Genomic DNA, 15104 nt, shown 5'->3' with positions numbered 1-15104 from the left:
TCCCAGCTTGCGCTGGGATGACGAGCAGAATCCGGATGCTAGGAGCGGTCATGAGCGCTCACCTGTTCATGTGCTCGGTCAGCATGACCAATGGAAATACTTTGCTCCACGGCATCAATAAAAATCTGCGGCGAAACCAGTTGCATCTCGCCATCGGCCAGGCGCACAGCCACCTGCACGGTGCTGGCGCGGGTCATACGCTCGCCGCTGGCGGCATCGCTGACGAGGTAGTGGATCTTCAGCCGGTTCTGCCATTCCACCAGCTCGGCGCGCACGCGCAGGCGCTGTCCGAAACGGGCCGGGCGCACGTAGCGCAACTGCACGTCGATCACTGGCCAGACGTAACCGGCGGCCTTCATCTGCGTGTAGTTGTGGCCGATCAGGTCGAGCAGCGCGCAGCGCGCCACTTCCAGGTATTTCACGTAGTGACCATGCCAGACCACGTCCATCGAATCGACGTCGTAGAACGGCACCACGATTTCGCTGTCAACGTGCATCACGCCGCGGCTACGCATCGGTTTCTCCCTGATGGATGGATGGCCAGTAGGCGTAGAAATTGAACCATTGTTGCGGCGCCAGCAGGCATAGCTGGGCGAGGCGGTCGGCGTAGCGTTGCGTCCATTGGGCAATGGTTTGCTCACGTCGCCCGCGCTCCCACGTCGGCAAGTCGAGGAATGGCTCCAGCCGGATCTGGTAGCGGCCATCGATCTTCAGGCAGCACATCAGGTTCACCGGGCAGCGCAGTAGGCCGGCCATCAGCCACGGACCTTGCGGAAACGGCGCGACATGGCCGAGGAAATCCACGTTGACACGACGGCCATCGTTGAGCGGCACGCGGTCGCCGGCAATCGCCAGCCATTCGCCGCGATCCAGCCGTTGCGACAGGTCGAGCATCAGCGCCGCGTCCATCTCGCTGACCTGCAGCAGGCGCAGCTGGCGATCACCGGCCTCACTCTGCAACTGGTTGAAATGGGCGACGTGACGGTTGTGCACCAGCACGTTCAGCGGTACCTGTTCTCCCATCTCCGCCAGCGCGCGGCAGACGTCGAGGTTGCCCAGGTGGGTGCAGACCAGAATCTGTCCGCGTCCGCCATGCAGGCATTGGCGCAGCTGGTCGCGCACGCCGGCCGGGTCGTGCAGCTCGACCTGCGCCGGGCCGAGCCGCCCATGCCACACGTCGAGGCGATCAAGCAGGCTCTCGCCGAAAGCCATGAACTGGCCGAACACGCGGCGCGTGGTGGAGCGCAGTTCGTCGCGTCCACTCCAGTTGGCGAGGTAGGTCTGGTACTGGCGTATGTTGCGCCGCGCGCGACGGCCGAACACGAAGAAGTACAGCACGATCAGGTACAGCACTGGCGTCATCGGACGTCGGCCGAGGTGGCGCAACGCCAGCGCCGTGAGTTTCATCAAGGCGAAGCTGCCGCGCTCCTTCTGTGCGGCCCAATGCGGCTCCTGCACGCCTGCGTCGCTCATGCCGCCGGCTCCACGCGCAGGCGGCCGGACGAGCAATGCGCACCGTCGATCCGATAGGCGAAGTGCAGCTTGCCGCGCGTGGCGTCCAGTCGCAGTTCCAGTTCCACCTCGTCGCCCGGGCGCAACAGGCGCTGGAATTTCAGCGCCTCCATCTCGCGGCAGCGCGGAGTGATGCCCAGTCGCGGCGCCGCCAGCGCCAGTGCCCATTGCACCTGCAGTACGCCGGGCAACACCGGGGCACCGGGAAAGTGCCCGGTGAAATGCGCCAGCTCCGGCGGCAGGCGCAGACGCAGCGTCCAGACGCCATCGACTTCGCGTTCGTCGAGCAACTCGGCGGTGCGCGGCGCATTCATGCGTAGCGCTTCCGCATGCGCTGGCGCAGCAGCCATTCGCCGACGAACAGCACGGCCATGATGAAGTACACGATCAGGCCGTTGTACAGCGTCCACCACTTCAGCGGCGCCCACAGCGTGAGCGCCGCCGACATCAGTCCGTTGAACACGAAAAAGCCTACCCACACCCAGGTGACCTTGCGCGTGTAAGGCACGGCTTCCGGGGGCAGGTCGGGTTCGCGCAGGCGCGCTATTCGCTCGACGAGAGGCGGCCCGAAGACCAGGCTCAGGCCAAACGTGGCAAGCAGGAAGACACTGATCAGGGTGGGGTACCAGCGCAGCAATTGCTCCTCGCCGCTCACGGCCAGCAGCACGCAATACGCCAACGCCACGGCGACCATCCAGCGTCCGCCGGGCTCGCGCAGCAGTGTCGGTGCGCGGATCAGCCAGATCGCGCCCAGCACCAGCGCGAATACCGGCGGCGCCACCTTTTCCATGCCGTAGTAGACGACGAACGGATACAGCACGCCGGCCAGCGGCAGCAGCAGGCGGGTCAACTTGGGTCGCGGCGATCCGTTCGGCATGGTGTTCATCGATGCGCAGGGCAGGCGTCGTCAGTGTGCGCCATCGCCGGCGCCTTGCTGCGAGGCGACATAGGCGGCGAGGTTGGCGACGGTGGCGAAGTGCTCGCGTGCGTTCTTCGCATCGGATTCCACGCGAATGCCGTAACGCTTCTGCAGCGCCAGCGCCAGTTCCAGCGCGTCCACCGAGTCCAGCCCCAGGCCTTCGCCGAACAGCGGTTGCGCCGGCGGAATGTCGGAGGCCTGGAGGTCTTCCAGGTTCAGCGTGTCGATGATGAGCTGGGCGATGGCCTGCTCGAGTGCGGTCTGGGTCGGTGCGTTCACGAGGTGGCGAGTTCCCTGAGAAAGAGTTGATGCAAATGGTCGTTGAGCCGGCGCGAGGCGACCGGCAGTGGTGCGTTGGTGTTGAAGTCGGCGGGGTCGATGTCCGCGCCCACGCGCAGGCGCACCTGCACGCGGCGGTCGGGGATGCGATACCACGGCTCGGCCTTGGTCAGCGTGGTCGGTTCGACGGTGATGAACACCGGTGTGACGCAACGCGCGCCACGCAAGGCGATGGCCGCCGCGCCGCGATGGAACACCGGCGCGCAGCCCGGCGTGGTGCGCGTGCCTTCGGGAAACACCAGCAGCGATTGCCCTTCGCGCAGCACGTCGGCGGCGCGCTCCAGCATGGTCATGCTGCCATCGTTGCTGATGTATTGCGCCGCGCGCACCGGCCCGCGCATGCACGGGTTGCGAAACAGGCCGGCCTTGACGATGCAGTTGGTGTCGCGCAACTGGCCGATCAGAAACACCACGTCGATCAGCGAGGGATGGTTGGCCACGATCATCTGGCCGGGTTGTCCCAGTCGCTGCACGCCATCGATATGCAAGGTGAGGACGCCGCTGCGTCGCATGAACCAGGCGTGCAGGCGGAACGCGCGACTGATCGCGGCGCGTGCGCGCCGGCGTCGTGCCATCACTCCACCGGGCAGGCAGGCCAGCACCGGCAGCAGGAATATCCACAGCAGCAGGCCGCCCAATCCGAACAGCACGAAGCTGGCGCCGGTGGCGACCAGCCGCACGGCCCATGCGTCGGTGCGCCGGTTCAGCGGCTGCGTTGCCAGTTCCAGCGGCGTGCTTTCCATACGTGTTCCAGTGACGGTTCATGAACGAGCAGAGCGCGCAGGAAATCCAGCGCGTGCGGCCATGCGCAAGGTGTGCCACGGTCGTCGTGCCGGCCTGGCTGCAGTTGCCAGTCGGTGGTGGTCGGCGCTTCGCCGGTGGCTGTGGTTTTCCCCAAACGCAGCGCGACAGCATAGGAGAACGGCACGTCGTCGATCCACTCGGCATAGGCCGGCGGCGGCAGTTCCTCGGCGACCACCACCAGCACGGATGGGGCGCCGGCGGCCAGTTGCAGCGTGCCTTCCAGCATGGCGTGCTCGAAGGCATCGGCCTCGCCGGCAAGCGCCACCGACTCGCCGCGCTGTTCGCGCAGAATCGACCATTGACCGGCGATGGCGTTATGCACCGACAGGCCGAACTGGGTCGGCGACAGCGGCTGCTCATCGACCAGGTCGCCAAGCAGGGCGAGCGTGCGCGTGGTTTCGCCATGACGCGAGGCGAACACGAATGGCAATTGCTCGCCGTCGTCGCACAGCGGCCACGCGGCTTCCAGGGTCATGCGCGCCAGCCGGCTCAGGCGGCGGCGCTGCATCGCCGGCAGGAAGGCACACGCTGGTTGCAGCTTGCCGTCGTCGGACACGGCGTGTGGCGCTTGTGCCCAGGCTTGCCACGCCGCGGCGTTGTCCAGGCCGGGCGCCCATGCCTGCCAGCGTTCGATGCGCAGGTCGATCATGGACACCTCGAAAAGTCAGTGTAGGAGCGCACCCTGTGCGCGAACGCTTCTGGCTTCGACCGGCGCCAAAGCCATCGCGCACAGGGTGCGCTCTTACCCACGGATGCCTTGCGGGTTTCCCGGGAGGCCCTCATGCGGCGTCCTCCGTGTAGCGGCGGAATAGCAGCGAGGCGCAACTGCCGCCGAAGCCGAAGCTGTTGGACAGCACGCTGTCGATGCGTTGCGCGCGGTTGGCAGCGAGCAATGGAGCATCGGCGAAGTCGGGATCGGGTGTGTCCACCACCCGGCCGGCGACGAGCAGATCGTGCTGCATCATCAGCAATCCGGCGATGGCATCCAGCGCACCGGCGGCGCCGGGGGCGTGACCGGTCAGGCCCTTGATCGAGGACAGCGGTGGCACCGCCGCGCCGCGCTCGGCGAACACCGTGCGGATGGCCTGCCATTCGGCCAGGTCGCCCTGCGGCGTGGAGCAGGCGTGGGTGTTGATGTAGTCGGGCAGGGTGCCGGCGCGGTCCAGTGCCTGGCGCATTGCGCGGGCGATGCCGTCGGCACCGGGGCCGACCATGCTGGCGGCATCGGTGCAGTTGCCGTAGCCGGCGAGTTCGGCCAGCACGGTGGCACCGCGCGCGTGCGCATGTTCCAGTGATTCCAGCACCAGCACGCCGGCGCCGGCGGCCAGCACGAAGCCGTCGCGGTCGCGGTCGCAGGGACGCGAGGCCAGCGCGGGATCATGCTGTGGCGACAGCGCACCCATCGCGTCGAACCACATCGCCGTGCTGTCGTGCAGTTCTTCCGCGCCGCCGGTGACCACCATCTGTTGGCGACCGAGCTGGATCAGCTCCATCGCGTGGCCAATCGCGTGGGTGGCGCTGGTGCAGGCCGAGCTGAGGGTGAGGCTGGTGCCGCCGATGTCGAACGCATGCGCCAGGCTGGCGGACAGCGCGCTGCTCATGCCGCGTGGCACCCAGAACGGCGACAGCTTGGCGATGCCTTTGGCGCGATGACTGGCCAGCCCCGCTTCGTGTTCGCTCAGCGCGGCGCCGCCACCGAATACCAGTCCGCAGTCATCAGCACGCAGGTGTTCCGGCGTCACGCCCGCTTGCGCGAACGCCTCGTTCGCGGCATGCCACGCGTACAGGCCGGGCGGGGCGAAAAAACGGCGCAGCTTGCGCGGTGCTTCGGGCATACCGGTGAGGTCGACCGGGCCGCCCACACGAGCGCGCAGGCCCAGCGCAGCGAACCCCGCCATCGGGCGCAAGCCACCACGGCCCGCGCGCAAGGCATCGAAGAACGCCACGTTGCCGTGACCCAGGCAGGATAGCGAACCGCTGCCGGTCACCACCACGCGCGGCAGGCCGTTGGCGTCGCGCAGGCGCATCAACTGCACGCTCCGCACGTCATGCGCAGGCCCCGAGGATCAGCGAGGTATTGATGCCGCCGAAGGCGAAGTTGTTGCTCATCACGCGCTCGGTGGCGAGCTGGCGAGCGCTGCCGATGATGTAATCCAGCTCGGCGCATTCCGGATCGATCTCGCTCAGGTTGATCGTGGGCGCAAACCAGCCTTCACGCATCATCGCCACTGTCCACCACGCTTCCAGCGCGCCGCAGGCGCCCAGCGTGTGGCCGACGTAACTCTTCATCGAGCTGATCGGCACGCGCGCACCGAATACGTCGTGGGTGGCGTGGCTTTCGGCCACGTCGCCACGGTCGGTGGCGGTGCCGTGGGCGCTGATGTAGCCGATCGCGTCCGCTGGCAGTTGCGCGTCATCCAGCGCCAGCCGCATCGCCACCGCCATCGTTTCGGCGGTGGGCTGGGTGATGTGCGCGCCATCGGAATTGCAACCGAAGCCCAGCACTTCCGCATGGATCGTCGCGCCGCGCGCCCTGGCGTGTTCGTATTCCTCCAGCACCAGCGTGCAGGCCCCTTCACCCACCACCAGCCCGTCGCGATGGCGGTCGAACGGACGCGGCGTGAGCTGCGCTTCGTCGTTGCGCGTGCTGGTAGCGAACAGCGTGTCGAACACCGCCGCGCCGGGGCCGGAAAGCTCCTCCGCACCGCCACACAACATGAGCTTCTGCTTGCCGTGCTGGATCGCCTCGTAGCCGTAACCGATCGCCTGGCTGCCGGAGGTACATGCGCTGGAGGTGGGAATGATCCGCCCCTTCAGTCCGAAGAACACGCCGACGTTCACTGCGGTGGTGTGCGCCATCATCTGGATATAACTGGTGGCGGTGACGCCCTGCATCGAACCGGTGTCGAGCATGCGACCCATCACCCGCACCGGCTCGATGCTGCCGCCGGACGAACCATAAGCCACACCCATGCGGCCGTCGCGAATCGTCGCGTCGTCATGCAGCCCGGCATCGCGCAAGGCATGTTCACTGGCGGCCACGGCCAACTGCGCCACGCGCCCCATCGAACGCAGTTTCTGGCGCGGCCAGCGTGGCACGTCGAAATCGTCCACGGGACAACCGAGGCGGCTGTTCAGGCCATCGAAGTAATCCCACTCGGGCATGCGCCGCACCGCGTTGCGACCCTCGCGCAGGCGTGTTGCGATGGTGTCCCAGTCGTGGCCCAGCGCGGTGATCCCGCCCATGCCGGTAATGACGACGCGCTTCATGCTGGCGGCATCCTTGTCGATGGTTTCGTGGTCACGAATCGTGCGCGCTCCGCTCCCTCTCCCCGTGGGGGAGAGGGTTGGGGTGAGGGGTGGGTGCTCGCGAAGTCGCTGGGTTTGCTGCCCGTCATTCCGGCGCAGGCCGGAATCCAGTCAGATATCTCGCGTGAAGCGCACAAAGCCTGTTTCGAGTGCTGCGCACGACATGTTTCACTAGATTCCGGCCTGCGCCGGAATGACGTTGAGGGCGCGCGATGGACGTGGACTGTTTTCACGGTGCCGCATCCATCGTGCCGGCCCGACTCGCCGGCACCAGCAATGCGGTAAACCCGATGCCCAGCAACAACGTGAGCCCGAAGTCCCGCAACGCCGGCATCGAGCTGAGAGACAGCAGCCCGAATGAAAGCAAAGCGGTGATCGCCGACAGCAACACGCTGGCATACATCGCGCCGGGGCGGTGCGCGGCGTGCGGCTCGCCTTCGTGCAGAAATACGGCGTAATTGGCGCCCACGCCGAGCACCAGCATCAAGGCCATCCAGTGGAACAGCGTCAGCGGCTGATGCAGATAGCCCAGGGTTGCCAGGGTCAGTGCGATCCCCAGCACCGGCGGCGTCATCACGCGCGGCATGCGACGCCAGCCGTAGCGCCAGCCGAATACCGGCACGATCAGCACGATCGCCGCCAGCAGCCACACGCTGGCGTAGCGGCGGTAGCGGCCGAACAGTTGCGACACGCTGGCCGGTTTGTCGACCAGGCTCACGCCGGGCAGACCATCGGCGGCACGTTGCAGCGTGGCGTCGTCGTCGGTGCCTTGCGGCAGCACGATGGTGCCGCAGCCTTGCGCGCTGCAACCCATCCACAGATAGCGGAATGGCGTGGCCAGTGGCGTCTTCAGCCAGGCATCCAGCGTCAACGGCGTGCCGGGCCACGCCGCCAGCCACGCGTCGATGGCGTTGGCGCGGAAGCCGGCACCGGCAAGCAAGGCGCGCACGCGCTCGGGATGACTCATCAACGGCGCCAGCAAGGCATGGTCCACCTGTTGGCGTTGCTGCGATGGCACCATGCCGGCCAGCCCGATCCAGCCTTGCAATTGCTGATGGTCGACCATCGATTGCAGGCGCCGGTCGAGCGCTTCTTCGCGCTGCAGCGTCTGTTCGGTATTGGCACCTTGCACCAGGTAGAACTGGCTGCCGTTGCCGAGTCCGGTGATGTCGCGGATCTGTGCCTCCTGCGCCAGCAGGCCGGCGGGTTGGGCGATCAGCAGATGCACGTCGTCGTTGTGGCCCAGTTGCCACCAACCGGGTAGCGCGAGCAGCAGCAACAGCAGCGCCACACCCGCGCCGCGCGCCCCGCGACCGAAGCGGTTGACCGTGCGTTGCAAGGCCAGCGCCCAGCGCACCGGCCGCGCCGACAAGGGTCGGGCCGGGCGTTGCAGCAAGGCCGGCAGCAGGCCGAACACGCTGAGACAGGCGGCGAGCATGCCGCTCATCGCGAACACCGACATCTGTCGCAGCGCGGGGAACGGCACCAGGCCGAGCAGCGCGTAGCCAAGCAACGAGGTGGCCAGCGCCAGCAGCAGGGCCGGGCGCACCTGGCGCAGGCCGGTCGAGGCGTGCCAGTTCGCGCCGGCATTCGCACGCGCGGTGAGGTACTGGATCGAATAGTCCACCGCCTCACCCAAGAGTGCCGCGCCGAACACCAGAGTCAGCAGGTAGATCTGGCCGAATACCAGCAAGCTCACCGTGGTGGCCGCGATCACGCCGACGGCGGTGGACAGGAAGGCCAGCAGCAGCGGGCCGGGCGAGCGGAACATGCCGATCAGCAATAGCGCGATGCCGATGCTGGAGATCCAGCCGACCATGTGCACGTCGTGTTCCGCGCCGGCCCGTGCGGCAGCGGCATAGAACACCGCACCGGTGCGCGACAGGTGCGTGCCCGGGTAGTCGTGCCTGATGCTTTGTTCGGCGCCGGCCAGTGCGGCCAATGCGCGCTGCTGCACGCTGTCGTCGTAGGACGAGCCGGCCAGCGCGGCCGTCACCAGCACGTAGGTCTTGTCGCCGCGATGCGCGACCAGCAGGTCATCCTCGGGCAGCAGTGGCGAGCGGCTCCACGGTTGCTGGTCCAGCCAGTGCTGCAGCCAGCCGAACGGGTCGTCCTGCAGGCTCGTGCCCACGCCGTCGAGGAACGGCGCATTCAAACGACGGGCCAATGCCTGCGCGGGATCGTGGCCGGGCGCGGCGAGTGCGGCGCGGTCGGCATCGGTGAGCAACCAGAAGCGATGCGCGAGATACGGCGCCACCATCTGTTTGAGGTCGAACGGTGGCAGCTCGGCCATGACCGAGTCGAACACCTTGTGTTGTGCCAGCGCCTTGCCCAGCTCGCGTGCGGCGGCCTTGGCGCGGTCATCGTCGGCGTTCTCCACCAGAAGCACCATGCGGTCGCCGTTGGCGTGTGCCAGCCGCTGCACGGCCGCTTCGGCCATCGGGTTCTGCTCGGTGGTCGGCAGCATCGCCAGCAGATCGGTCTGAATCGCCACCTGGCCGCGCCCGAACAGCAGGTAGGCACCCAGCGCGGCGACCAGCAGCGTGCCGAGGGCGAACAGGCCGGCGCGCAGCTTCAGCCTCCGCGATGGCATGTCTTGCGGCAGCGTCATGGCAGGCCGAGGGCGCGCTGTTCCAGCGCGCTGAGCGGGCCGGCATCGCGCGTGTGCGCGAAGCGGATGTCGGTGCTGCCGCCGTCATGCATGGCGATGCGGATGCCTTCGAGGAACGCGTCACCACTGAGCGTGATGCTGCCCAGCACGCGTGCCATGCGCTCCTGCTTCGGGGTGAAGCGCAGCGTCCAGTTGGCCGTCGTGCCGCTGGCCACCACGTTGAACTGGCGCAGTACCTCGTCGAGCTTGCCGGCGAGCATCGATTGCAGCATCTGCGAAATGCGGTCCATGCCGCGCGCGTCGCGCATCGGGTGCGCGTGGCCTTGCGCGTCGATGCGCGCGGCATGCCTGCCGGTGAGCGCCAGCGTTTCGGCGTACGGCGATTGCGTCTGCCACAGCATGCCGTGGTTGAGCACGAACAGCAGCTGGCCGCGACTCACCTGCGGTTGGGTCAGCGCGGGATTCGCCCGGGTCTGCACGAAGTCGGCGCGCACGGCCTGATGCTGGCCCAGTTCGGCCAGCACGTGTTGCAACAGCGCATCGTCAGGCGCGGTGGCTTGGGGCGCGGTGGTTTGCGCGGCAACGCTCGCAACGCACAGCAGCAGGCAGCTCAGGAACAGGGGGGCGATCAGGCGACGCATGCATTTTCTCCACGGAATCGGCGCCACAACAGGCGCGGAGCCCGAGGCAGCATGCCCAGCAACAGACGCGTATGCATCGCGCTGATGCGCAGGTTGTCCTGCAGCATACGGAAATGTGACAAGCCGTTCTCGGGGTAGATCACCCGCGTAGGCAGGTTGCGTACAGCTACGCCGCGCCAGACCAGTCGCACGGCGGCTTCGGTATCGAAATCCATGCGTGCCGGCAGCGGCGCCCGGGCGATCTCGGCGCAGGTGGCGGCCAGCGGGTACAGCCGGTAGCCGCACATCGAATCGCGGATCGCCAGCGACAGCGTTTCCAGCCACACGCAGACATGGGTGACGTAGCGTCCGTACAAGCGTCCGCGCGGCACGCTGTCGTCGTAGATCGGGCAGCCGCAGACCAGCGCGCGCGGATGGGCGCGCGCCTCGTTCAGGAAGCGTGGCACGTCGTCGGTGTCGTGCTGGCCGTCGGCATCGATCTGCAGCGCATGGCTGTAACCCGCCTTGTGCGCGGCCAGCAGGCCGGCGGAAAGTGCGCGGCCCTTGCCCTGGTTGTACGGCAGGCGCAGCAGTTGCACGCCTGCCTCGTCGCGCGCCAGCGCATCGAGCACGTCGCGGGTGGCTGCATCGCTGCCGTCATCCACGATCAGCACTGGCAAGCCATGTGCACGCAAGGCGTGCACCGTGCGCGCAATGGTGCTGCCGTGGTTGTAGATCGGGATCAGCGCGCAGGGCGCGAAACCGTCGCTGGCGTCCGGCATGAGGCGCGCGGCGGGCTCAGCGGCCGAGCAGGGCATGGACCGTGGCGATCACGTCGCCGACGGTGCGCACGTTCTTGAAGTCTTCCGGCTTGATCCGCATGCCGGTCATTTCCTGCACCTGGATCGCCAGGTCCACCGCGTCGATGGAGTCCAGCTCCAGGTCGGTGAACAGGTGGGCCGAAGGCGTGACCCGGGCCGGGGCGATCTCGAAGGTCTCGTGCAGCACTTCGCGGAGTCTGCCCAGAATCTCCGCGTCGCTGATCCCTGCTGCCAAAATGGTGCTCATAACGGTTCCGCCTGTTCCTGCTTTCGTGAATGCGTCGGTAGCGCGAGATCGAAGGCGGAAGGGCGTGCCGGGCATGACAACCATCCAGCGGAGGAGGTCCTCCGTTCCGGTTCCGTTGCATGAAAATCGGCATGAGCCGATTGTTCCCCGGTGCAAGCCCCTGTTCGACCGCTTTGCCTTTGCAGGCAAAGCCTTGCACATGACGCGATGGGCGAAGTCTAGCAGGATCGTGGCATGGGTTGGCCGGCCCCGCCGCCCCGGGCCGTGGCGAAAGCGCGCTTTGTGGCGAGGCGGGGTGATGGCGGAGGCCGGGCCCGCAAATGCAAACAGCCGCCGGTGGGCGACTGTTCGGACTCTCAACAAGAAGGTGGGGCGGCCAGCAAGGAGTCGGGGGGACCACCTTGCCGGCCTCGGTCATGAACGACCGCCCATAAAGAAAGGTTTCAGGAAATCGCCATCCAGGGCGTTTGTGTGATGGTTTTCAGAACGTCCAGTTGAAGCCGACATGGAAACCGCTATCCAGCGCATGGCTGGCCACCTGGCCCTGGTAGGACAGGTCGAACGAGGCTGACGTCGACACCTGTGCCGTCAGCCCCGCTTCCACCGCCAGCGCGTTGCGGGCAATCGGCACGCCGGTAGTGGTGAAGCTGTTGCCGCCGTCGAAGGCCAGCGCGTCTTGCGGCCTGACGTAGTCGGACGCATGGCGCCAGCCGAGCATGCCGTGCGCGGTGATGCGGTTGTTGTTGGCGATGAACCAGGTGGCGGCGCGAGCGCCCAGCGTGGTGAAGAATGTGCGGTGCTGGTCGTTGTGGCCGGTCAGCGTTTCGATGCCCCCTTGCTCGCGGACGGTGCCGGTGTAGGTGCGCACGCAGGCCGCCTGCGCAAACGGTTCCAGCACCGAGCGCTTGAAGTGGTAGGTGTAGCTGGCTTCACCGAACGCCTGCGAGGTATGGGCGGTGTAGTCGCCGCGCGCCTCGTCGAGCAGGTAGGGCATGGCGATGAGGCGGCGCGTCTTGATCTCATGCCGGGTCCAGGCCACGCCCATGCCCAGGTTGAAGTTGCCGAGCTGGCTGCCGACATACGCGCCCAGGTGCAGGTCGTCGCTGTTGGCGGACGATTGGCGCCCGTCGACATTGACCGCGGTCTGGGTGTAGCCGGCGGTGATGCCGAAGCGGCTGGCCTGGCCCATGGCGATGTCGTGTCCGACCAGGAAACCGCCCAGGTTCTGTCGACTGCGGGCCGCGTTGCCGTCGCCATCGTTATGGCCCCAGGCGCCGATGAACTGGCCCCACCACGCCTGTCCGTTGGCGCCGGCCTGCACCGAAGGGCCGGCCGCGGTGGCGTCGTCGTTGCCCTGGCGCAGGCGGGCACTCACGGCATCGCGCAGGTAGTGGCTGTCGGACAGGAAGGCGCTTTGCACGCTGGCGTGGATTTCGCCGGAGAGCTGGTCGGCGGCGCTGCGAATGGCGGCATCGCTGGGCTGGTTGGCGAGCACGGTGAACAGCGCGCTGGTCGGTGCCAGGCTCTGCACGCCGCCCAGTGCGGCCACCTGGTTCGGCGTGCCGCCGACGGCAGTCAGCGGGCGCGACTGCACCACGTCCAGGTACACGTGCCGTGCATCGTAGGCCGTGGCCAGACCCAGGATCGGGCTGATCGCCATGTCGCCGGCCAGCGCATAGGTGCCGCTCACGCCCTTCGCGGCATCGAGCACGGTGTAGCGCGAACCGACGCTGTACAAGGTACCCGGCTTGGCGGTGACGGCCAGGCTGGCACCGCTGAGCAGGCTGGCGTGGCCACCTACGTCGATCAGGCTCGATGTGCCGGGATGACCGAGATCGACCTGCGCCAGATAGCGGGACGTCGCCGATTGCACGTAGTTGCCCGCCACCGCCAGCGTCTGGAAGCTGCCGGCGCCCTGGCCGGGGGCCACCATGCCATCGACCTGCAGCGCGCCGCCGATGCGACCGTTGCCGAGCAACAGGCCGTTGTTCAGCACCGAGCCACGGATCAGGCCGTTGTCCACCAGCAAGCCGAGGTTGATCGCGTTGCCGGTCAACGCGCCGGTGAGCACCAGCGCGCCGTTCGCGCCGATGCCGGTGGGGCCGGTGAAGCTGTTGTCGCCGGTCAGCAGTTCGCTGCCGCCGGACACGATCAGGTGGCCGCCCACGCCACCGCTAAGCCCGCCGTCGACCAGGCTGCCGTCGAAGCGGCCATTGGCCGCGGTGAGGTTCAGCGTGGCATCGCCCAGGGCAACGTAGCCGCTGCCGGACAGCGAGCGGATGTCGGTGGTGTGGCTGGTGCGCGAGATGTCGAACACGCCATCCACCTGCACGTTCGACGAATCCGCGATGCTGCCGGGACCGGCCAGGCCCAGCCAGCCGTTGGCGGCCACGCGGGTGGCGCCAGTGTAGGTGTTGGTGCCGCTGAGGTTGGCCACGCCGTTGGCTTCCACCTGCAGCGTGCCGGTGCCGGAAATGTTGCCGGCCAGTCCGAGCAGGCCCATGTCCGGGGTCACGTCCAGGCTGCTGGTGATCGGCGCCTCGGTGACGAAGAACGGGGTGTAGGCGGTTTGCTGGTTTTCCAGGTCGTACATCACCGCGTTGTGGAAGAAGAACGAGATGCCGTAGATCGCGCTGTCCGGGAAGCCGCCGTAGGGGCCGATGCCCACCACGTTGCTGTAGTCGCCGCTGTTCGGGTCGCCCGAGACGATGGACGAACCCTGCGCACCGGCCACCGCGCCGGTGGCGGTCAGGGTGATGCCCGGGTTCAACGCGGAGCCCGGCGGATAGCCGTCATCGTTGTCGATCAGCATGATGTCCGGCGTGCCGGTGTCGAACAGCGTGGGGTAGGTCGCGCTCCACAGCGTCTGGCCGCCCTGCGACAAGGTGTAGGTGAACTCGGTATCGAACTGGCTGGCGGAATTGGCACCGGACAGCGCGAACGAACCCTGCGCACCGCCGATCCACGGCACTGCGGTGAGGAACTGCGCGCGCAGTGCCGGCGTCAGGCCCTCGATCAGGCAGGCTGGACCGCAGTTGCCCGGTCCCACGCCGGTGCCGTTGGCCTCGACGATGTAACCGCTCTTGCTCAGCATGCCGGGCACGCCGTTGCCGAAATCGCCGGCACCGAAGATGCCGTAGAACGCGCCTTCTTCCGGGGCAATGCCCTTGGCCAGGCTGTTCTGGAAATTCTCGTCGATCTTCAGCGTGGTGCCGTCGGGAAACGTACCCACCACCGGGCCGGTGGCGATGGTGGTCACGTAGGCGTAGTTGATCGCCACCGGCGCGCCGGCCGCGGTGCCATAGCCGGCCACCTGGGCACCCGTGGTCGAGTTGTAGAACTGCATGCTGGCCACGGTGGTGGACGACTGCAGGTAGCCGTAGGTGCCATTACCGTAGAGATAGAACTGCAGCGGGCCGGTGGCCGTACCGGGCTGGGTGGGGAACCAGGCAGGGCCGCTGCCACCGAGCGCAGTCAGGCCCACGTCGATGTTGAACGAATCCGAGCCGGTATCGAAGATGTATTCCTCGGGCTTGGCGCCGTTCACGCCGACGTTGATGCCGAGCCGATAGGCATAGGCTTGGCTGTTGCCTTCCTGGATGATATCCAGCGGAATGCTGTCGGCCCACGCCTGGGCGCAGGGAGCAAGCAGGCAGGCCAAAGCCAGCGCCAGCGGTCGGTACGGAATCTTGCGCACGTATTTCCCCATGATGAAAGACGACAGACCCGCCGATCGGGTCGCCTTCGATGTAACGGAGCGCGCGCGAAAATCCCCCACCTGTCGGCGAAGCTTCAGGTGCTTCATGGGGGGGCGTCGCTCCGGTGCAGGCGATTTCAAAGCCTTACCGAATTCGCATGTAGGAGCGCACCCTGTGCGCGATGGCTCTTGCTTCGAGCGGACGCCAGAGCATTCGCGCACAGG

The 15104-nt window shown here is 67.2% G+C and carries 14 protein-coding genes; all 14 read right to left on the bottom strand.

All coding sequences use genetic code 11. The features are described 5' to 3' along the window. Positions 1-38: 38 nt before the first annotated feature. The 14 genes from BMY90_RS08410 to BMY90_RS08345 all read right to left on the bottom strand — a co-directional run bounded on the left by BMY90_RS08410 (position 39) and on the right by BMY90_RS08345 (position 14879). A complete protein-coding gene (locus tag BMY90_RS08410) occupies positions 39-515 on the bottom strand; it encodes an acyl-CoA thioesterase (RefSeq protein ID WP_092703216.1) in 477 nt (158 codons plus the stop codon). After that, on the bottom strand, positions 508-1473 hold the full coding sequence (locus BMY90_RS08405; protein WP_092703214.1) for a lysophospholipid acyltransferase family protein: 966 nt from the start codon (positions 1471-1473) through the stop codon (positions 508-510). Before BMY90_RS08405 ends, BMY90_RS08410 begins: the two co-directional genes overlap by 8 nt. Next, on the bottom strand, positions 1470-1826 hold the full coding sequence (locus tag BMY90_RS08400) for a 3-hydroxyacyl-ACP dehydratase FabZ family protein (RefSeq protein WP_092703212.1): 357 nt from the start codon (positions 1824-1826) through the stop codon (positions 1470-1472). The genes BMY90_RS08405 and BMY90_RS08400 overlap by 4 nt, the downstream gene beginning before the upstream one ends. After that, positions 1823-2389 carry a COG4648 family protein gene (locus BMY90_RS08395; RefSeq protein ID WP_008209168.1) on the bottom strand — a complete coding sequence of 189 codons (567 nt, stop codon included), beginning with the start codon at positions 2387-2389 and terminating at the stop codon, positions 1823-1825. The genes BMY90_RS08400 and BMY90_RS08395 overlap by 4 nt, the downstream gene beginning before the upstream one ends. A 30-nt stretch (positions 2390-2419) precedes the next feature. After that, complete coding sequence (locus BMY90_RS08390) at positions 2420-2710, bottom strand: phosphopantetheine-binding protein (protein WP_008209166.1); 291 nt, start codon at positions 2708-2710, stop codon at positions 2420-2422. Next, complete coding sequence (locus tag BMY90_RS08385; RefSeq protein WP_217638564.1) at positions 2707-3513, bottom strand: lysophospholipid acyltransferase family protein; 807 nt, start codon at positions 3511-3513, stop codon at positions 2707-2709. The genes BMY90_RS08390 and BMY90_RS08385 overlap by 4 nt, the downstream gene beginning before the upstream one ends. Continuing rightward, the gene (locus tag BMY90_RS08380; RefSeq protein ID WP_092703210.1) at positions 3474-4223 is read right to left on the bottom strand and encodes a beta-ketoacyl synthase chain length factor; all 750 of its coding nucleotides are present in this window, start codon (positions 4221-4223) and stop codon (positions 3474-3476) included. The genes BMY90_RS08385 and BMY90_RS08380 overlap by 40 nt, the downstream gene beginning before the upstream one ends. 130 nt (positions 4224-4353) lie before the next feature. Continuing rightward, positions 4354-5601: a beta-ketoacyl-[acyl-carrier-protein] synthase family protein gene (locus BMY90_RS08375; RefSeq protein ID WP_092703208.1), complete on the bottom strand. Its 1248-nt coding sequence runs from the start codon at positions 5599-5601 to the stop codon at positions 4354-4356. Between the two features lie 19 nt (positions 5602-5620). Then, complete coding sequence (locus tag BMY90_RS08370; protein WP_092703206.1) at positions 5621-6844, bottom strand: beta-ketoacyl-ACP synthase; 1224 nt, start codon at positions 6842-6844, stop codon at positions 5621-5623. A gap of 268 nt (positions 6845-7112) precedes the next feature. Further along, positions 7113-9494, bottom strand: coding sequence for an MMPL family transporter (locus BMY90_RS08365; RefSeq protein ID WP_092703204.1), 2382 nt, complete (start codon positions 9492-9494; stop codon positions 7113-7115). Next, positions 9491-10135, bottom strand: a complete 645-nt coding sequence (locus BMY90_RS08360) for a LolA family protein (protein ID WP_092703203.1) — start codon at positions 10133-10135, stop codon at positions 9491-9493. Before BMY90_RS08360 ends, BMY90_RS08365 begins: the two co-directional genes overlap by 4 nt. Continuing rightward, the gene (locus BMY90_RS08355; protein WP_175481536.1) at positions 10123-10896 is read right to left on the bottom strand and encodes a glycosyltransferase family 2 protein; all 774 of its coding nucleotides are present in this window, start codon (positions 10894-10896) and stop codon (positions 10123-10125) included. The genes BMY90_RS08360 and BMY90_RS08355 overlap by 13 nt, the downstream gene beginning before the upstream one ends. A gap of 16 nt (positions 10897-10912) precedes the next feature. Then, the gene (locus tag BMY90_RS08350; RefSeq protein WP_245734989.1) at positions 10913-11257 is read right to left on the bottom strand and encodes an acyl carrier protein; all 345 of its coding nucleotides are present in this window, start codon (positions 11255-11257) and stop codon (positions 10913-10915) included. A gap of 406 nt (positions 11258-11663) precedes the next feature. Then, positions 11664-14879, bottom strand: a complete 3216-nt coding sequence (locus tag BMY90_RS08345) for an autotransporter outer membrane beta-barrel domain-containing protein (protein ID WP_092703354.1) — start codon at positions 14877-14879, stop codon at positions 11664-11666. Between the last annotated feature and the right edge of the window lie 225 nt (positions 14880-15104).

The sequence above is a fragment of the Rhodanobacter glycinis genome (assembly GCF_900114325.1).
GTDB lineage: Bacteria > Pseudomonadota > Gammaproteobacteria > Xanthomonadales > Rhodanobacteraceae > Rhodanobacter_A > Rhodanobacter_A glycinis.
Note: the sequence above shows the minus strand (reverse complement) of the source record. Positions and strands in the feature narration are given on the sequence as shown.